Source organism: Streptomyces sp. NPDC027663, from assembly GCF_055566415.1.
In genome coordinates, this window is sequence record NZ_JBVHSK010000005.1 from 412,436 (window position 1) to 429,790 (window position 17,355).

The 17,355-nt window shown below is 71.1% G+C and carries 15 protein-coding genes; 11 read left to right on the forward strand and 4 right to left on the reverse strand.

Features of this window, described 5'->3' with window-relative positions:
* Nucleotides 1-11 precede the first annotated feature (11 nt).
* The 3 genes from ACZ4SF_RS17410 (at nucleotide 12) to ACZ4SF_RS17420 (ending at nucleotide 3,066) form a co-directional block, all read left to right on the forward strand.
* Nucleotides 12-482 (forward strand): PH domain-containing protein, encoded by a 471-nt coding sequence (locus ACZ4SF_RS17410; protein ID WP_468384651.1) that lies wholly within the window; start codon nucleotides 12-14, stop codon nucleotides 480-482.
* A gap of 164 nt (nucleotides 483-646) precedes the next feature.
* Nucleotides 647-1,981 (forward strand): hemolysin family protein, encoded by a 1,335-nt coding sequence (locus ACZ4SF_RS17415; protein WP_468384653.1) that lies wholly within the window; start codon nucleotides 647-649, stop codon nucleotides 1,979-1,981.
* Nucleotides 1,978-3,066 carry a hemolysin family protein gene (locus ACZ4SF_RS17420; RefSeq protein WP_468384656.1) on the forward strand — a complete coding sequence of 363 codons (1,089 nt, stop codon included), beginning with the start codon at nucleotides 1,978-1,980 and terminating at the stop codon, nucleotides 3,064-3,066. Before ACZ4SF_RS17415 ends, ACZ4SF_RS17420 begins: the two co-directional genes overlap by 4 nt.
* A 171-nt stretch (nucleotides 3,067-3,237) precedes the next feature.
* Here ACZ4SF_RS17420 and ACZ4SF_RS17425 read toward each other — a convergent pair whose 3' ends face one another.
* The gene (locus tag ACZ4SF_RS17425; protein WP_468384658.1) at nucleotides 3,238-5,118 is read right to left on the reverse strand and encodes an AAA family ATPase; all 1,881 of its coding nucleotides are present in this window, start codon (nucleotides 5,116-5,118) and stop codon (nucleotides 3,238-3,240) included.
* 431 nt (nucleotides 5,119-5,549) lie between these two features.
* The gene (locus tag ACZ4SF_RS17430) at nucleotides 5,550-6,215 is read right to left on the reverse strand and encodes a uridine kinase family protein (RefSeq protein ID WP_468384872.1); all 666 of its coding nucleotides are present in this window, start codon (nucleotides 6,213-6,215) and stop codon (nucleotides 5,550-5,552) included.
* A 212-nt stretch (nucleotides 6,216-6,427) separates the two neighbouring features.
* On the opposite strand from ACZ4SF_RS17430, the gene ACZ4SF_RS17435 reads away from it, so the two are divergent.
* The 5 genes from ACZ4SF_RS17435 (at nucleotide 6,428) to ACZ4SF_RS17455 (ending at nucleotide 11,560) form a co-directional block, all read left to right on the forward strand.
* A complete protein-coding gene (locus ACZ4SF_RS17435; protein WP_468384660.1) occupies nucleotides 6,428-7,384 on the forward strand; it encodes a hypothetical protein in 957 nt (318 codons plus the stop codon).
* 53 nt (nucleotides 7,385-7,437) lie between these two features.
* Nucleotides 7,438-8,964: an amino acid permease gene (locus ACZ4SF_RS17440; RefSeq protein WP_468384663.1), complete on the forward strand. Its 1,527-nt coding sequence runs from the start codon at nucleotides 7,438-7,440 to the stop codon at nucleotides 8,962-8,964.
* Nucleotides 8,965-9,198: 234 nt separating this feature from the next.
* Nucleotides 9,199-10,566 carry a peptidase C39 family protein gene (locus ACZ4SF_RS17445; protein WP_468384665.1) on the forward strand — a complete coding sequence of 456 codons (1,368 nt, stop codon included), beginning with the start codon at nucleotides 9,199-9,201 and terminating at the stop codon, nucleotides 10,564-10,566.
* Nucleotides 10,567-10,670: 104 nt separating this feature from the next.
* Nucleotides 10,671-10,811 (forward strand): SCO1431 family membrane protein, encoded by a 141-nt coding sequence (locus ACZ4SF_RS17450; RefSeq protein ID WP_356124600.1) that lies wholly within the window; start codon nucleotides 10,671-10,673, stop codon nucleotides 10,809-10,811.
* 101 nt (nucleotides 10,812-10,912) lie between these two features.
* Complete coding sequence (locus ACZ4SF_RS17455; RefSeq protein WP_468384668.1) at nucleotides 10,913-11,560, forward strand: TetR/AcrR family transcriptional regulator; 648 nt, start codon at nucleotides 10,913-10,915, stop codon at nucleotides 11,558-11,560.
* A 55-nt stretch (nucleotides 11,561-11,615) separates the two neighbouring features.
* Here the strand turns inward: ACZ4SF_RS17455 and ACZ4SF_RS17460 are convergent, their stop codons facing one another.
* On the reverse strand, nucleotides 11,616-12,848 hold the full coding sequence (locus ACZ4SF_RS17460) for a glycoside hydrolase family 18 protein (protein WP_468384671.1): 1,233 nt from the start codon (nucleotides 12,846-12,848) through the stop codon (nucleotides 11,616-11,618).
* A gap of 331 nt (nucleotides 12,849-13,179) precedes the next feature.
* Here ACZ4SF_RS17460 and ACZ4SF_RS17465 point away from each other — a divergent pair, with 331 nt between their 5' ends.
* The 3 genes from ACZ4SF_RS17465 to ACZ4SF_RS17475 all read left to right on the forward strand — a co-directional run bounded on the left by ACZ4SF_RS17465 (nucleotide 13,180) and on the right by ACZ4SF_RS17475 (nucleotide 16,904).
* The gene (locus tag ACZ4SF_RS17465) at nucleotides 13,180-14,352 is read left to right on the forward strand and encodes an acyl-CoA dehydrogenase family protein (protein ID WP_468384676.1); all 1,173 of its coding nucleotides are present in this window, start codon (nucleotides 13,180-13,182) and stop codon (nucleotides 14,350-14,352) included.
* A 342-nt stretch (nucleotides 14,353-14,694) separates the two neighbouring features.
* Nucleotides 14,695-15,795 (forward strand): Rv3169 family protein, encoded by a 1,101-nt coding sequence (locus tag ACZ4SF_RS17470; protein WP_468384679.1) that lies wholly within the window; start codon nucleotides 14,695-14,697, stop codon nucleotides 15,793-15,795.
* Nucleotides 15,796-15,806: 11 nt separating this feature from the next.
* Nucleotides 15,807-16,904: a phosphotransferase family protein gene (locus ACZ4SF_RS17475; protein WP_468384682.1), complete on the forward strand. Its 1,098-nt coding sequence runs from the start codon at nucleotides 15,807-15,809 to the stop codon at nucleotides 16,902-16,904.
* A gap of 6 nt (nucleotides 16,905-16,910) precedes the next feature.
* Here ACZ4SF_RS17475 and ACZ4SF_RS17480 read toward each other — a convergent pair whose 3' ends face one another.
* The gene (locus ACZ4SF_RS17480) at nucleotides 16,911-17,345 is read right to left on the reverse strand and encodes a hypothetical protein (RefSeq protein ID WP_468384685.1); all 435 of its coding nucleotides are present in this window, start codon (nucleotides 17,343-17,345) and stop codon (nucleotides 16,911-16,913) included.
* Nucleotides 17,346-17,355 lie beyond the last annotated feature (10 nt).

The following is a 17,355-nucleotide window of genomic DNA, read 5'->3' on the forward strand; positions in this document are numbered from 1 at the left end:
TGCGTCGACCGATGACCGACCCGACCTCTCTTCCCGGCCTCCCCGTCACCTTCCGGCCGGGCCGCACCCGGGTGATCCTGCTCACCGCCGGTGTAGTGATCTTCGGGGTGATCTCCGGTGTCGCGATGCTGCTGGAGCAGCTCGGTCCGGGGGACCGGATCACCTTCGTCCTCACCGGAGCGCTCTGCTTCTGGTTCCTGGCCCAGCTGGCCCGGGTCAAGGTGGTCGCCGACGAGTCCGGTGTCACCGTGGTCAACATCACCCGCAAACGGCGCCTGGCCTGGGCGGAGATCCTCCGGGTGAACCTCCGGCCGGGTGACCCGTGGGTGTTCCTCGACCTCAGTGACGGCACCAGCCTGCCCGCGCTCGGCATCCAGCCGGGCATCGCCAAGCAGCGCGCCATCGCCGACGCCGGGGCGCTCCGCGCCCTCGCCGAAGCCCACTCGGGCTCCTCCGCCCTGCCGCACGAGCCCCAGTCTTGATTAATCTGGTGGGCGGAGGCCGTCTCCCTGTGCCTCCGCCCCTGCGCTCCGCCCGGTGCCCAGGGGTTCCTGCTACCCGAGGAGTGACTCCCTCCGGCGATGGACGGATCGTCCTGTAGTACCTGCGCCGCCCCGACCCGACATAACGGGAAGGCGGTGGCAGCGTGACCACCCCTCTGCTGCTCCTCGGAGCGGCGTTTCTGCTGATTCTCGCCAATGGCTTCTTCGTGGCGGCCGAGTTCGGTCTCGTGACGGTCGAACGTCCGGATGCCGAGAAGGCCGCCGCCGACGGCGACAAGCGTGCCCGTACGGTCGTCGAGTCGCTGAAGGAACTGTCCTTCCAGCTCTCCGGCACCCAGCTCGGCATCACCATCACCTCCCTGGTCGTCGGCATGCTCGCCGAACCGGCCCTGGCCGGGCTGCTGCACGGCCCGTTCGCCGCGCTCGGGATTCCCGAGGGCGCCGTCTCCGGGGTCGCCGTGGTCGTCGGCATGCTGCTGGCCTCCGCGATCCAGATGGTGATCGGCGAACTCGTACCCAAGAACTGGGCGGTGTCCCGGCCGCTGCAGGTCGCGCGCTTCGTCGCCGGCCCGCAGCACCGCTTCGCCCGTCTGTTCCGCCCCGTGATCTCCGCGCTGAACACGGTCGCCAACCGGCTCGTGCGCGCCCTGGGCGTCGAACCCGCAGAGGAGCTGGCCTCCGCCCGCACGCCGGGCGAACTGGTGTCCTTGGCTCGCCACTCCGCCCGGGCCGGCGCCCTGGAGCAGGACACGGCCGACCTGTTCGTGCGCACCCTGTCCCTGGGCGAGCTGACCGCGCAGCACGTCATGACGCCCCGGGTGAAGGTCAGCGCGCTGCAGGACTCGGCCACCGCCGAGGACGTCGTCAACCTCACCCGTGCCACCGGCCTGTCCCGCTTCCCCGTCTACCGGGAGAAGATCGACGAGATCGTCGGCATGGCCCACCTCAAGGACGCGCTGGCCGTGCCCGTGCACGACCGGCTGCGCACCCCGGTGAGCCGGATCGCCCGCAAGGCACTCCTCGTCCCCGAGACGCTGCCGGTCCAGCCCCTGCTCGCGCGGCTGCGCAGCGAGCAGCCCATCGCCGTCGTCGTCGACGAGTACGGCGGCACGGCCGGCGTGGTCACCCTGGAGGACATCGTCGAGGAACTCGTCGGCGAGGTCCGTGACGAGCACGACGCCAAGGACGTCCCCGAGCTGGCCCCCGCCCCGCCGGAGGACGGCCGGCCTGCGTGGGACGCGGCAGGCAGCTGCCGCGTCGACATCCTGCTGCGCATAGGCCTCGACGTGCCCGAGGGGCCGTACGAGACCGTCGCCGGCCTGGTCGCCGACCTGCTGGGACGGATCCCGGCCCCCGGCGACAAGGCCGAACTTCCCGGCTGGCGGCTCTCCGTCCGCCAGGTCGGCCACTACCGGGCCGAACGGGTCCGCCTGGTCAGGACGGTCCCGGCGGCCAACGTGATGGAGGCCGCCCGATGAGCGTCCTCCAACTCGTCTTCGCCGCGCTGCTCGTGCTCGCCAACGGCTTCTTCGTCGGCGCCGAGTTCGCGCTCGTCTCCGTGCGCCGCAGCCAGATCGAGCCGCTCGGTACCGCCCGGGCCCGCCAGGTGCTGTACGGCCTGGAGCGGTTGCCCCAGATGATGGCCGCCGCCCAGTTCGGGATCACCGTCTGCTCCCTGACGCTGGGCGCGGTCGCCGAGCCGACGGTGGCGCACCTGCTGGAGCCGCTGTTCGAATGGATCCACCTGCCGCACGGCATGATCCACCCGCTCGGCTACGTCATCGCCCTGGCCGCCGTGGTCTTCTTCCACCTGGTCATCGGCGAGATGGTGCCCAAGAACCTCGCCATGGCGGCGCCCGAGAAGGCGGCGCTCTGGCTCAGCCCCGGCCTGGTGTACTTCGCCCGCCTGTGCAAGCCCATCACGGTGGCCCTCGGCGCCTGCGCCCGGGGCATCCTGCGGCTGTTCCGGGTCGAGCCGAAGGACGAGGTGGAGGCGGTCGTCACCACCGAGCAGCTCAACCGGCTCCTGGAGGACTCCGGCCAGGCGGGCCTCCTCGACCCGGAGGAGCAGGAGCGGCTGGAGGACGCCCTGGAACTGGGCTCCCGCCCGGTGACGGACGTCCTGCTGCCCCGGGAGTCGCTGGTCACGGTGACCCCGGCGGTCACTCCGGGCCGGATCGTCGAGCTCACGGCCCGCACCGGGTACTCCCGCTTCCCGGTCGCGGCGACCGAGAAGGGCTCTTTCATGGGGTACGTCCATGTCAAGGACGTCCTCGACCTGGAGGACTCCGACCGGGCTGTGCCCCAGCACGTCTGGCGCCCGATGACGACCCTCCGCGCCGAGCTGCCCCTCGACGACGCGCTCACCGTGATGCGCCGGGCGGCCACGCATCTGGCCCAGGTGGCCGACGCCACCGGCAAGGTGCTCGGTCTGGTCGCCCTGGAGGACGTACTGGAGCTTCTGGTGGGCGAGGTACGGGATCCGGCGCACCGGGAGACGCCCGACGTGAAGCTGATGGAACCGAGGGTGAGCGGGGAGCCGGAGGGGGTGCTCGCCACATAGCTCGGGTGACGTGAGCAAGGGCGAGCTTCCCGAGGGCTGGGAGAACGCCCTGCCGGTCTTCGAGGAGCGCGGTAGCTGCGCGACCGCGGCCCGTGAGGGCCGGTCGCGCAGTTCCCCGCCCTCCTCCGGGGCGCTCACTCAGCCGGGGGCACCGGCGGCAGGCCACCGCAGCTACATCGCCGGCGGATCCTGCGGTCCTCGCCCTGACAGCACCTCTCCGTACGCCTGCATCAGGTCCGGCAGCCGTAGCGTCGCCAGGTCGTTCCTGGACAGGGCGCCCGCGTACGTCGACAACCGCAGGTCCCGGTACGCGCAGCTCTTCTCGTACAGCGTGCGCAGGAACCGCCCGTTGCCCAGCTCGTCGATCCATCCCTGCTCGACCACGTGCCCGGCGATGGAGCGCAGCTCCTCCAGCGCCTCGTCGTCCCACAGATCCCGGTTCTCGGCGGCGAGCACCTTGCCGATCTCGGTCAGCTCGGGCGGCCGGTAGGAGGGGAAGTCCACGCGGGACGTGAAGCGGGAGGAGAGGCCGGGGTTGGCGGCCAGCAGGCGGTCCATGCCCTCCGGATAGCCGGCCAGGATCACCACGAGGTGGTCCCGGTTGTCCTCGGCCCGCTTCAGCAGTACCTGGAGCGCTTCGTCGCCGTAGGCGTCCCCCTTGCCGTACCCGGTGTTGGACAGCGAGTACGCCTCGTCCACGAACAGCACTCCGCCGATCGCGGAGTCGATCAGCTCGTTGGCCTTCACGGCGGTCTGCCCGAGGTACTCGCCGACCAGGTCGGCCCGCTGGGCCTCCACGAGGTGGTCGCCGCCGAGCAGGCCGAGCGCGTAGAACACCCGGCCCAGGATGCGGGCGACCGTGGTCTTGCCGGTCCCGGACGGCCCGGAGAAGACGAAGTGCCGTTTGGGCGGCTGCACCGGCAGCCCCTGCCCGGCCCGCAGCCGGGCCATGTTCAACTGCGCCGACAACGCCTTGACCTGGCGCTTCACCGGTTCGAGTCCCACCATGCGCTCCAACTCGGCGAGCGCCTCCTCGAGTAACGCGGGATCGGTCGGCCCGGTCGGGACCGGCGAGGCGGAGACCCCGGGCATCCCGGACACCCCGGTCTTCGTCCGTACCGAGGGGTCGGTCACCGACGGCAGCGGCCCGGTCGGCAGATCGGGCTCCGGCAGCCGCAGATCCCGGCCCTCCGTGCCGAACAGCGGATCGAACGCGTCCTGCCCGTCCACCGTGTCCTGCCCCGCGCCGGACAGTGTGATCGCGGCGAGGTCGGCCGCATCGTCGTACCCGTCGCCCTCGGCGATCGCGGCGAGCCGGGCGGAGGTGTCCATGAAGGCGGGGTCGACCCGGTGCACCGCCCGGTACAAGGGGAGCGCGGCGGCGCTGCGGCCGGTGCCCTCGTGGGCCCGCGCCAGCCAGTACCGCAGCTCCTTGCGCTGCGGCTGCTCGCTGCGGCACCGCATCAGTGCCGCCGACAGCAGCGGCTCGGCCTGGCCGTACATCTCCAGCCGCACCCGGGCCATGCCGCCGAACAGTCCGGCCTCGATGCCGAGCATGGGATCGCCCAGCAGCGGATCGGTGTGCCTGACGAGCTGCTCCCAGTCCTTGACGAGGTAGGCGCGGCACGCGTGCAGAAAGCGGACCTGGGCGTCGGTGTCGACCGGGGGCAGTCCCGCGAGGGCGCGGTCCAGCTCGGGCACGTGCCGGCCGTCCAGCCAGTGCGAGGCGTGTGCCAGCAGCAGATCGCGTGGGCTCTCCAGCACCGGCTGCACCCACCAGCCCAGCCAGTACCAGGAGTTGAGGGACCGGCGGTGCCGGGTGCGTTGTTCCCCGAAGCGCTCGCGGTGCCGGAACATCCGCAGCAGCGCGGTCGTCGTGTCGACCCGCAGCGCGTGCAGCCCGAGCCAGGCGTCCGCCATGCCCGGGTCCATGCGTACCGCGGTCCGGAACTCCTCCTCGGCCTGCGGATAGGCGCCCATCGTGTAGGCGTCCACACCCCGCAGCCAGGCGAGGTCGGCCGGGGCCTCGGGGCCCTGCGTGCCGAAGTCCATCACGTCCCCCCACAGACCGTGCCCCCGTGGTTCACCACCGGGCAGTCGCCCGGTGGCCTGCCGCGGCCGAACAGCTGTGCCACGGACCGGAGTTGCAGGTGCGCGAGGCAGGCTCGAAGGTCGCACCGAGGGCATCGTACCTGCGGTACGACCGCGGGCCGAAGGGTGCCGCACCGGGCGTTCGACGAGGTGGGAGCAGACGGGGCGCACGCGGCTTCGTGACCGAGGGTGAGCGGATCGGTGCGCGGGGCGGCCGGGGAAGGGACTTCGGACAGGACGAAGCCCCCGGTCACGGGGGAACAACCGGGGGCTTCGCGTCGGTGGGCGGCTACGAAAGCCGCACATTCAGAACGTAAGTCCTGTACGGCCCCCGGGTCAAGCAGAGTTGAGGCACTCGGAGAAGTTGCCTCACAGGGCTCTTCACGGCTTCATCACTTCGCCGAACTTTCATCACTCAGGGTCACGTTCTGGTCCGCCGTGGAAGCCGCGCCGGGTCCCGGCAGCACCTCGTACCCCTCCGGTCGCTGGAGCACCAGCAGATCGGCATGGGGGCGCGAGGCGTCCGCGGCGAAGTGCGCGCGCTCCGCCGCGATCCAGCCGTCCCAGAACTCCCGTTGTGCCGTCCCGTCGCGCATCCGGCCGCGCGCCCACGACTCCTGCGCGGGCAGCTCCATCCACAGCAGCCGGGCGAGATGCGGTCGCAGGGCCCGGCGGCCGGCGCCGACGCCCTCGATCACGACCACGGGCGCGGGCGGCAGCGGGCGTGGGGGGCCGAAGGTGCGGGCCTGCCAGTCGTAGGGGGTGTAATGCGCGCTCTCCCCCCGGGCGAGGGGTTCGATCACCTGTGCCACGAGCCGCCCGGTCCAGGCGAAGAGCTGCTCGTGACTGGCGATGTCGTCGAGATGGAGCACCGGCGCGCCGCCGAGCGCCTGGGCCAGCCGCCCGGCGAAGGTGGACTTGCCGGAGCCGGCATGTCCGTCGACACCGATCAGCCGGACCGGTCCCAGGGAGGGGGAGAGCCCGCGCAGCCGGGCGGCTAGGTCGTGAATGGCGATTCCCGAGGTGTGATGCGATGTGGGCTGATTTCCGCGGAACAGTCTAGTAGCGGCCCCTGGTGACCGGACCGGCAGGAGCCTGCGGGCGGAAAAACGTCGCACATTGAACCATCGGCTGGCAGCCAGTCAATGACCCGCATAAACGCTCCGAATTCCCTGACCGATATGTCGAATTCGGCGTTCCGGGTGTGGCCGACGCTGAGTAAGGTGCCTCTTGCGCAACGTGATGCGTCGAACGGGGACGGCAGGGGGACATGGTCGCGGAGTTATTCGAAGGGCACTATGTATGGCATCCGGCGGCCGACGACCGCGTCCTGGCGAGCGTATGCGTCGATGTGCGCGCCGGGCGTTATCGGTATGCCTGCGAGGCGCTCGCCGAGACCCGTTCCGACTTCGCCCTGCGTGCCCACCGCTCACTGGTCCTCGCCTCCGAGGCGGCCGGCACCGATCTGGTCGAACGCTGGCTGGACGAGGAGCCGACGCCGGAGGCGGAGCTGATGTGGGCGCGGGTCGCGGTGCAGCGCGCGCTGCGGGCCGCCGACGCGCGCGACGACCGTGCCGAGGCGCTGGAGCGGATCGCGCTGACCGCCTGCGACCGGGCCGCCGAGTCCGCTCCCGCCGACCCCACCCCCTGGGTCGCCAGGCTCGCCATGGCCCGGCTGCACCGGCTGCGTGACCCGGCACCCCACGGTCTGCTCACCGCGCCGCCGGGCCCCTGGCGGCTGTTCGCGCACATCCTGTCCCTCGACCCCTGGCACCGCGAGGCCCACCACCGCTTCCTGTCCTTCTTCTTCACGCGGTACGGCGGCTCGGTCAACGCGGCCTGGGACGTGGCCGCCTTCCTCAGCCAGCGGGCGCCCGCCGACTCCGCCCTCCGGCTGCTGCCCCTCGTGGCCCTGGTGGAGAGCTACAACCCGACCCAGCTCCTCGCCGAACAGGTGTGGGAGCAGCCCCAGTGGCGTTCGACCGCACTCGCGATCTACCAGAACTGGCTGCCCGCGGTGGCCGGTTATCGCTTCACCCCGGTGCTCGACCTGGCCTACCTCGCGCATGCGCTGGTCATGGCCCAGCGCGAGTTCGAGGCCCGGGCGGTGTTCACGGCGATGGGCCCGTACGCCTCGCGCATGCCCTGGAGCGCCTTCGGGGATCCCGCCGAGCAGCTCTCCCGGGCCCGGCGTGCGTGCGGCCTGCCCGTCCCGGCGCCCGCCTGACCCGCTCGTCCCCCTTTTCCCATCGAGAGAAAGGCCGATCTGTGTCGGAACGGATGTCGACTCCCCGGGCGCGAGCGCGCGCGGCGGACTCCGTCGTGCTCGACGACGACGCCACCCTGCACGCGATGGGTTATCCGCGGAAACTCACCCGGCGCTTCCAGGCGTTCGACAATTTCGCGATCTCCTTCACCATCATCAATATCCTTTCGGGTATTTTCTCGTCCTTCGGTTTCGGCATGAGTGCGGGCGGCCCGCGCATTCTCGTGTTCGGCTGGATCGGTGTCTCCGTCATGGTGCTGCTCATCGGCGCGGCCATGGCGGAAGTCGCCTCCGCCTATCCGACGAGCGGCGCCCTCTATTTCTCCGCCGGTAAACTCGCCAAGCGGCACAAAGGCGCCTGGTCGTGGTTCACGGGCTGGCTGAACTTCGTGGGACAGATCGGCGGCACGGCCGCCACCGGCTACGCGGCCGCCACCTTCATCCAGGTCTTCGTGCAGCTGCAGTGGCCCTCCTACCAGCCGACCGCGCACCAGACCGTGCTGATCACGGCGCTCGTCATCGTGCTGCAGGGGCTCGCCAACACCTACACCGTCCAGCTCGTCGCCGTACTGAACCGTATTTCCGTGTGGTGGCTGCTGATCGGACTCGTCGTGATCGTGGGCGCACTCATAGTGATGCCCGACCATCATCAGTCGGCGTCCTTCGTCACGCATTTCGAGAACAACACCGGCTTCACGAGCGGACTTTACGGCGGCCTGCTCGGCCTGCTGGTCACCAGCTGGACCTTCACCGGCTTCGACGGCAGCTTCCACATGTCCGAGGAAACGGTCCGTGCGACGGTCAGCGCGCCCAAGGGGATCACCCGGGCCATCGGCTATTCGGCGATCACCGGTCTGATCCTGATGCTTGCATTGGTCTACAGCATTGGTGACTACGGGAAGGTGGCCGGTGCAGCCGCCCCGCCCGTCCAGATCCTGATCGACGGACTCGGTCTGCGCACCGCCAAGGTCATGCTGCTCATCGTCATCGGCGCGATGCTCTTCTGCGGTCTCGCCAACCTCACCAGCAACACCCGGCAGATCTTCGCCTTCTCGCGGGACGGGGCCATGCCCGGATCCCGCTGGTGGCACTCGGTCTCCCTGCGCACCCGCACGCCGGTGAAGGCGGTGTGGCTCGCGGTCGCCTGCTCGCTGGCCCTGGTGGTGCCGGGCTGGTGGTCGCACACGGCGTTCACCGCCATCGTCAGCGTCAATGTGGTCGGGCTGTTCCTCGCCTACGCCGTGCCGATCTTCCTGCGGCTGCGGCTCGGCGACGAGTTCCAGCCCGGCCCCTGGCACCTGGGCCGCTGGGGCAGGCCGATCGGGTGGCTCGCGGTGGTGTGGATCCTGCTGAGCAGCCTCCTGTTCATGCTGCCGCAGGCTTCGCCGATCACCGTGGACTCGTTCAACTACGCACCGATCGCGCTCGCCGTCGTGCTGCTGATCGCCACGGTGTGGTGGTTCGCCACGGCGCGCCGCCGGTTCCAGGGCCCGGTCAGCTACGGCCGCCCGGACGAGGTCGCCGCGATGGATCTGGTCTGACCGGGCGGGGTCCGGCCCGGGCGGTTGCGCGTCGCACCCGGGGCGGGGGGCTGCTCGCGCAGTGCCCGGCGCCCCCGGCAGACGCTGCCCACGCACAGCTTGCCGGACCCTCCACAGGACCAGACCAATATTCGTTCCGCGGCATGCGTCGAAGTGCTGGCAGGGGGGTCCGGCCTGCTCCATAGTTGGCGCACCGGACCAGCCCGACTCGGACACCTGGGGGTCAACGCGCCCATGAGCAGAGCCGAACAGCCGTCCCGCAGAACCGTCCTCGCCGTCGCCGTCGCCGCCGCGGTGACCGGCGCGGCGGCCCCCGCAGCCACCGCGGCCCCGGGGACCGCCGGCACCACCGCCCCCGGCCAGGCGCAGGCCCGCCCGATCGAGTACCACGCCTGGACCACGTACCGTGAGTGGCGCTGCGGGACCGCGCAGGGCACCCGGGCCGTCTCCGGCCCGCGCCCAGGTGTCGTGATCGGCGCCCCCGCCGGCCGTACCGACTACACCGACCCGCACACCGGCACCACCGCCACCTGGGAGTACGCCACCTGGACCTCCCCGGTCCACCGGCTCACCGTGCCCGCGACCGAGGTCGTCGCCTCCTGGAACGCGCACACCCCCGACGGCACCTGGATCCAGGTCGAGCTGGAGGGCACGTACTCCGACGGCACCGGCACACCCTGGTACGTGATGGGCCGCTGGGCGGCCGGCGACCAGGACATCAAGCGGACCTCGGTGGACGACCAGAGCGACGGCAAGAGCACCATCTGGACGGACACGTTCGCCATCGACGACGCGAGCACCGGCCTGCGCCTGACGGCGTACCGGCTGCGCCTCACCCTCCACCGCCGGCCCGGCACCCGTCTCACCCCGACCGTGTGGCGGCTCGGCGCGATGGGCTCCGACATCCCCGACCGCTTCACCGTCCCGGCCTCCACCCCCGGCCTCGCCCAGGAACTGGCCGTCCCGCGCTACTCGCAGGAGATCCACAAGGGCCAGTACCCCGAGTACGACAACGGCGGTGAGGCCTGGTGCAGTCCCACCTCCTCGCAGATGATCGTCGAGTACTGGGGCGGCCGGCTCACCGCCGAGCAGCTGTCCTGGGTCGACCCGTCCTACGCCGATCCGCAGGTCGACCACGCGGCCCGCTTCACCTACGACCACCAGTACCAGGGCTGCGGCAACTGGCCCTTCAACGCCGCCTACGCGGCCACCTTCGAGGGGCTGCAGGGCGTGGTCACCCGGCTCGCCTCGCTCACCGATCTGGAGACGCTGATCGCGGCCGGCATCCCGGCCATAACGTCCCAGTCCTTCCTGAAGACCGAGCTGACCGGCGCCGGGTACGGCACTTCCGGGCATCTGATGACCGTGATCGGGTTCACCGCGGACGGTGACGTGATCGCGAACGACCCGGCGTCGGCCGACGACGCGGCGGTGCGGCGGGTCTACCTTCGCCGGGAGTTCGAGAACATCTGGCTGAGGACCAAGCGGTACAACGCCTCCGGCAAGGTCGTCTCCGGCACGGGAGGGGTCTGCTACCTCTACTTCCCCGCCCACCCGACCCCGCGCCAGCGCAAGGCGCTCGCCGCGGTGGGCGTGCACTGAGGCCTGTGACCAAGCTCATCGCCGCAAACGCCGGCGCGGGTGGCATGGTGGACGGATGGATGGGGGGATTCCGCCGTATACGTCCGACCTCTGCGAGTAACATCATGACCGCACATCCGGCCACCGCCACCCGCGCCGTCACCGGCGGCCCCCAGGAAGACGGCCCGAAGATCGTCGAGCACGTCATGGGCTGGGTCCTCGTCGCGGTGTTCGCGATGCTCGTGACCCAGCTCGGCCTGCTCTGAACGGACCGCGCACACACGTCCGAAGCGATCGCTCACATGTGCGGCTTGTTCTGACATACTGCGGATGTCCCGCCGCGCCTAGACCAGGGTCGACCTTGAACATGCCGCAGCAGCGTGCCGCCACCCAGGTGCGCGGCACCGAGCGTTCCGTCGCGCGCCGCGCCGAACTCATCGCCATCGGGCGCACGTTGTTCGCGGACACGTCCTACGACGCGCTGTCCATGGACGACATCGCCCGCCAGGCGGGGGTCGCCAAGGGGCTGATCTACTACTACTTCCGGTCCAAGCGCGGCTACTACCTGGCGATCGTCCAGGACTCCGTCGCCGAACTGGTCGACTCCGCCGCCGGGAACCTCCAGCTGCCCGCCGTCGACCGCGTGCACCGCACCATCGACGGTTATCTGCGCTACGCCGAACACCACCAGGCGGCCTACCGCACCATCGTCAGCGGCGGCGTCGGTTTCGACAGCGAGGTGCACGCGATCCGGGACGGCGTACGGGAGGCGATCATCGCCACCATCGCCGAAGGGGCCTACGGCCGCAGCGACATCACCCCGCTGGCCCGGATGGGCCTGCTCGCCTGGGTGTGCAGCGTGGAGGGCGCCACCCTGGACTGGATCGACCGCCCCGAGCTGTCCCGCGACACCATGCGCGAGCTGCTGGTGAAGACGCTCGGCGGGGCCCTGCGCGCCATCGAGGAGCTGGACCCCGCCCATCCGGCGCCGCCGCCCGCCCGCCGGCACGTCTGAACGCGAGGGAGCGGAGGCTCGTGGTCCTCCGCTCCCGGTCTCCCTCGGGTGAGGTCTAGTTGATCGCCTTGATCAGCTCACCGCCCGGGGTGTCGCCGCTCAGCTCCCAGAAGAAGGTGCCGCCGAGTCCCTGCTGGTTCTTGTACGTCATCTTCGTGCCGATGGTCGCGGGGGTGTCGTAGCTCCACCAGTTGTTCCCGCACTTGGCGTACGCGGTGCCGCCCACCGTGCCGGTCACCGGGCACTTGGTCTTGAGCACCTTGTAGTCGTCGATGCCCTGCTCGTACGTGCCCGCCGCGGGGCCCGTCGCGGTGCCGCCGGGCGTCGCCTGGGTGACGCCGGTCCAGCCGCGCCCGTAGAAGCCGATGCCGAGCAGCAGCTTGGACGCCGGGATGCCGAGGCCCTTGAGCTTGGCGATGGTCGCCGAGGTGTGGAAGTTCGCCTTGGGGATGCCCGAGTAGGAGTTCAGCGCGGAGTGCGGGGCGGTCGGGCCGGTCGCGTCCCAGGCGCCGAAGTAGTCGTACGTCATCGGGTTGTACCAGTCGACGTACTGGGCCGCGCCCGCGTAGTTCGCCGCGTCGATCTTGCCGCCGCTGGTGGCGTCGGCCGTGATCGCCGCGGTGACCAGGCTGCCGGAGCCGAACTTCGACCGCAGGGCTGCCATCAGGTTCTTGAAGGCTTCGCGGCCGCTGGTGTCGCAGGTGTTGCCGCAGGCGTTGGGGTACTCCCAGTCGATGTCGATGCCGTCGAAGACACCTGCCCACTTGGAGTTCTTCACCAGGTCGTAGCAGGACTGGGCGAAGGCGGCCGGGTTCTTGCCGGCCTCGCCGAAGCCGCCGGACCAGGTCCAGCCGCCGAAGGACCACAGGATCTTCAGGCCGGGGTGCTTCTTCTTCAGCTTCAGCAGCTGGTTGAAATTGCCGCGCAGCGGCTGGTCCCAGGTGTCGGCGACGCCGTCGACGGACTCGGCGGCGGTGTAGGCGCGGTCGGTGGCCGCGTAGGAGTCGCCCATGGCGCACTTGCCGCCGCTGACGTTGCCGAAGGCGTAGTTGATGTGGGTCAGCCTGGCCGCGGAGCCCGAGGTCTCGACGTTCTTGACGTAGTACTTGCGGTCGTAGGTGCCCCATTCGGTGAAGTAGCCGACGACCTTGGACCCGGCCTTGAGCTGCGGGGCGCTCGGCGCCGCCGCGGTCGCCGTGCCGGTGCCCGCCAGCAGGCCCGCCCCGAGGGCGGCGGTACACGCGGCCGAGACGATTGTCCTCAGGAGCGAACGGTGGGGAATGTGCATCGGGTGGCTCCTCGTGGGGGAGAGGGGAACGCGCGCCGATTGGCATGAACGCGGTAAAGCGTTGGTCATGCACAGTAGGAGGACTAGACCATTAGGTCAATGGTTCGGACCAATTTCGGGCCGCGGCGAAGTTGTGACTGGACTATGCAAGTAAGCGGTCGTTAACTGGTGACGGGAGGTCGCCGATCGGGCATACTCACAGCGCATGCCGCTGGTCAGCAGCTTCCGAGACCCGGAAGAGGGCGCCTTCGGCCAAGCACCACGATCAGGCGGAGCCGCCCCCACCCACGGGCCGGACCGCCGGTGCCCGAACAGGGAGGAGCCCGACGCCATGTCCGACCGCGACCCGCAGCCGGTGGAGCGTCAACTGCCCACGGAAGAGGCGAGGGATCTGCTCGACCTCGTCCGGGACATCGCCCGGCGCGAGATCGCGCCGAAGACCGCGGAGGAGGAGGACGCGGGACGCTTCCCCCGCGAGACCTTCACCCTGCTCTCCGAGTCCGGCCTGCTGGGCCTGCCGTACGCCGCGGAGTACGGCGGCGGCGACCAGCCCTACGAGGTCTACCTCCAGGTCCTGGAGGAGCTGGCCGCGGCCCGGCTCACCGTCGGCCTCGGCGTCAGCGTCCACACGCTCTCGTCCTACGCGCTCGCCGCCTACGGCACCAAGCAGCAGCAGGTCGAGCACCTGCCCGCGATGCTGGGCGGCGGTCTGCTCGGCGCGTACTGCCTCTCCGAGCCGTCCTCCGGTTCGGACGCCGCCTCGCTGCGTACGAAGGCCGTCCGGGACGGTGCCGACTGGGTGATCGACGGCACCAAGGCCTGGATCACGCACGGCGGCATCGCCGACTTCTACACCGTGATGGCCCGCACCGGCGAGGACGGCCCGCGCGGGATCACCGCCTTCCTCGTGCCCGGTGACGCGCCCGGCGTGAGCGGTGCGGCGCCGGAGAAGAAGATGGGCATGAAGGGCTCGCCCACCGCGCAGGTCCACTTCGACGGCGTCCGGGTCCCCGACGAGCGGCGCATCGGCGAGGAGGGCCAGGGCTTCTCCATCGCCCTGTCCGCCCTCGACTCCGGCCGGCTCGGCATCGCGGCCTGCGCGATCGGCCTCGCCCAGGCAGCACTGGACGAGGCGGTCGGCTACGCCGGCCAGCGCCGCCAGTTCGGCCGTCCGATCGCCGACTTCCAGGGCCTGCGCTTCATGCTCGCCGACATGGCCACCCAGATCGAGGCCGGCCGCGCGCTGTACCTCGCGGCGGCCCGGCTGCGCGACGCGGGCCGGCCGTTCGCCAAGCAGGCCGCCATGGCCAAGCTGCACTGCACCGACACGGCCATGAAGGTGACCACGGACGCCGTGCAGATACTGGGCGGGTACGGCTACACCGCCGACTTCCCGGCCGAGCGCTACATGCGCGAGGCCAAGGTCCTGCAGATCGTCGAGGGCACGAACCAGATCCAGCGGATGGTCATCGCCCGTCACGTGGCGGGACCCGAGGGTCGCTGAACTGACCCCTCAGGACCGTCGGGGCCGCCAGCCTGGCCCACTCCGGGTCGTCACGTCCCGGGAGGGTGCGGCCCCGGTCGGCCCAGGTGCGCATGAGGTCGCGATAGATGGGCGGATCCTGCGGCGTGGGCGGCGGAAGCGATTCTGCAGGCCGGGGAACGAAGATGCGGCGCTGACGCCCGGTGGCCGAGTACATGGGGGTCATGCCTGGGCAACGCGGCGGTGGCCGGACAGGTCACCGCCCGGCGGAATCGAGCGTCAGTCCATGCCCGTCCGGTTCCCCCTCTGGCCACCTCCGGTCAGCTGACGTACCGTCAGCTGACCATCGTTCAGGGGGTGTCCGTGGCCGACGACCGACCCGTACCGCTCGACGAGTACCCGGTGCACCAGGTGCCGCTCTCCATGAAGCACGTGGCGACCGGTGACCGCAACGCCTACGACCGCTGCATCTTCCACGTCTTCGACCACGCGGGCCACGCCCTGCTCATCCTCGGCCTCGGCGTCTACCCCAACCTGGGTGTGATCGACGCCTACGCCACCCTCCGCACCGGGAACACCCTGCACGCCGTGCGTGCCTCCGACGCCCTCGGCGAGGACCGGATGCGGCTCGCCGTCGGCCCGCTGCGCATCGAGGTGGTACGGCCGCTGCAGCAGTTGCGCCTGGTCGGCACGGACGAGGAGCTGTCGTACGACCTCACCTGGACCGCGGCCTTCCCGGCCCTGTGGGAGCCGCACCACCTCCAGCGCCGGGGCGACCGGCTCACTCTGGAGGGCCGCCGTTTCGTCCAGGCCGGGCAGGCCGAGGGCGTGATCCGGGCGGCCGGCACCGAGTTCCGCGTCTGCGCCGAGGGCTGGACCGGCACCCGGGACCGCAGCTGGGGCGTGCGCCCGGTGCCCGGCGAGGACGGCGGGCGGCTCGCCGCCGACCATCCCACCGAGGGCTTCCACTGGATCTGGTGCCCGGTCGCCTTCGAGGACCGCTTCCTGATGGTCATCACGCAGGAGGACGCCGACGGCCACCGGTCCCTGAACGACGCCACCCTGGTCCGCCCAGGCCACCGCGACCGCCAACTGGGCTGGCCGCACACCGAGATCGGCTACCGCTCCGGCACCCGGCACCCCGAGCGAGCCGTCATCCATCTCGGTGATCCCCGCAAGCCGCAGGAGCTGGAGGTGGAGATCCTCGCCTCCTCACCGCTCGCCGTCGGCGCGGGCTATCCGCCGGCCGACGACTGGCAGCACGGGACCTGGCAGGGCAGGGGCTGGGTGGACCGCCGTACCTACGACCTGTCCGCGCCGCATCCCCTGGCGGCGTACGGCGTCACCGACCACTCCGCCCGCTTCCGGCTCGACGGGCGCACCGGCCACGGGATCTTCGAACACGGCACGTTCGGCCGGCACGACCCGAGCGGCTTCACCGGTTTCGACTCGGTCGCGCCCTGAAGGAGGACGAGATGGCCACGGCACCGCGTCCCCGCACCACCACCCGCGACCCCGGGGAACTGACCCGGCGCCTGACGGCCTGGCTCGGTACCCGGCTGGCCGGCGCCAGGGCGACCGGGGTCACCGTCCCGGCCTCGAACGGCATGTCCAGTGAGACCCTGCTGTTCGACATCGACCACCCCCGGCCGCCGGTCCGCTCGTGCGCGCTGCGGCTGGCGGCCGACCCGGCGGCGTACACGGTCTTCCCCGAGTACGACATGACCCGCCAGTACCGCACCCTGCAACTGGTGGCCGCGCACACGGACGTGCCCGTGCCCCGGGTGCTCTGGCTGGAGGAGGATCCGGGCCCGCTCGGCGCGCCGTTCTTCGTCATGGAACGGGCGGCGGGGCGCGTGCCCCCGGACGTGATGCCCTACACCTACGAAGGCAGCTGGCTGCACGCGGCGAGCGACGCCGAGCGCGAACACCTGGAAGCAGCCACCATCGGGCTGCTGGCCCGGCTGCACGACCAAGTACCGCTGTCCCAGGCCGCGTTCCTCGTCCTGCCGGGGCAGGGCGACGCGCTGCGCCGCCATGTGGCGGCCCAACGCGCCTACTACGCCTGGGTGATCGACGGTCTCGCCCGGTCGCCCCTCATCGAGGCCGCGTTCGACCGGCTGGCGCAGCTGTGGCCGCGCGAGCCGGGCGAAGCAGTCCTCACCTGGGGCGACGCGCGCATCGGCAACGTCGTCTACGACGGCTTCGAGCCCGCCGCCGTGCTGGACTGGGAGATGGCGGCGCTCGCCCCGCGCGAGGTGGACCTCGGCTGGACGGTCTATCTGCACCGCTTCTTCCACGACCTCACCGTCGGCTCCGGACAGCGCGGACTGCCCGGCCTCCTGCGCCGCGACCGCGTCGAGGCCCGCTATGCCCGGCTGACCGGCCACACCCCGCGGGACATGGACTTCTACACCCTGTACGCCGCCCTGCGGCACGCGATCGTCATGCTGCGCATCGCCTACCGGCAGGCGTACTTCGGGGAGGTCGCCGTCCCGGCGGACCCGGACACGCTGATCCTGCACCACGACAGCCTGCGCGCCATGGTGCAGGGCACCTACTGGGTGGAGTGAGGCGGCTCAGGCGGCCTGGCGGCGCATCGCCGGCATGCGCATCGGGCGCGAGCCCGGGCCGCCGACGTGCGAGAAGGGCTGCGTCCGCCAGTCCAGACCCTGGGGGAGCGTCAGCAGCAGCGCCGTGTCCTGCTCCTGCGGCTCGAAGGACTCGTCCGCGGGGCGGGCCCCGGCCGCCGCACGGCCCGTGCCCGCACACACCGTGAGCCCGAACGGGTTCCACGGCGAGGCGCACAGCGCGTGCTCCGGCAGAACCTCCTCGTCCGCGAGCAGCGCGATCGGTTGCGCGCAGTCCGGGCAGATCACCCGGTACATCTCGAACGTGTCGTAAGCGTCCAGTTCCTCGTCGAAGGCGTCGGGTTCGACGCCCTCCGGCTGGGGCTCGACGACCGGCTGCTGCCGCTTGGACGCGGATCGGCCAGGGCGATTGACACTCTGCATGGGATTCTCC

What these genes read in the sequence shown, in the direction of transcription:
- ACZ4SF_RS17410 (WP_468384651.1), top strand. Translation starts at nt 12, where the DNA reads ATGACCGACCCGACCTCTCTTCCCGGCCTCCCCGTCACCTTCCGGCCG.
- ACZ4SF_RS17420 (WP_468384656.1), top strand. Translation starts at nt 1,978, where the DNA reads ATGAGCGTCCTCCAACTCGTCTTCGCCGCGCTGCTCGTGCTCGCCAAC.
- ACZ4SF_RS17425 (WP_468384658.1), bottom strand. Translation starts at nt 5,118, where the DNA reads ATGGACTTCGGCACGCAGGGCCCCGAGGCCCCGGCCGACCTCGCCTGG.
- ACZ4SF_RS17435 (WP_468384660.1), top strand. Translation starts at nt 6,428, where the DNA reads ATGGTCGCGGAGTTATTCGAAGGGCACTATGTATGGCATCCGGCGGCC.
- ACZ4SF_RS17440 (WP_468384663.1), top strand. Translation starts at nt 7,438, where the DNA reads ATGTCGACTCCCCGGGCGCGAGCGCGCGCGGCGGACTCCGTCGTGCTC.
- ACZ4SF_RS17445 (WP_468384665.1), top strand. Translation starts at nt 9,199, where the DNA reads ATGAGCAGAGCCGAACAGCCGTCCCGCAGAACCGTCCTCGCCGTCGCC.
- ACZ4SF_RS17450 (WP_356124600.1), top strand. Translation starts at nt 10,671, where the DNA reads ATGACCGCACATCCGGCCACCGCCACCCGCGCCGTCACCGGCGGCCCC.
- ACZ4SF_RS17455 (WP_468384668.1), top strand. Translation starts at nt 10,913, where the DNA reads ATGCCGCAGCAGCGTGCCGCCACCCAGGTGCGCGGCACCGAGCGTTCC.
- ACZ4SF_RS17460 (WP_468384671.1), bottom strand. Translation starts at nt 12,848, where the DNA reads ATGCACATTCCCCACCGTTCGCTCCTGAGGACAATCGTCTCGGCCGCG.
- ACZ4SF_RS17465 (WP_468384676.1), top strand. Translation starts at nt 13,180, where the DNA reads ATGTCCGACCGCGACCCGCAGCCGGTGGAGCGTCAACTGCCCACGGAA.
- ACZ4SF_RS17475 (WP_468384682.1), top strand. Translation starts at nt 15,807, where the DNA reads ATGGCCACGGCACCGCGTCCCCGCACCACCACCCGCGACCCCGGGGAA.
- ACZ4SF_RS17480 (WP_468384685.1), bottom strand. Translation starts at nt 17,345, where the DNA reads ATGCAGAGTGTCAATCGCCCTGGCCGATCCGCGTCCAAGCGGCAGCAG.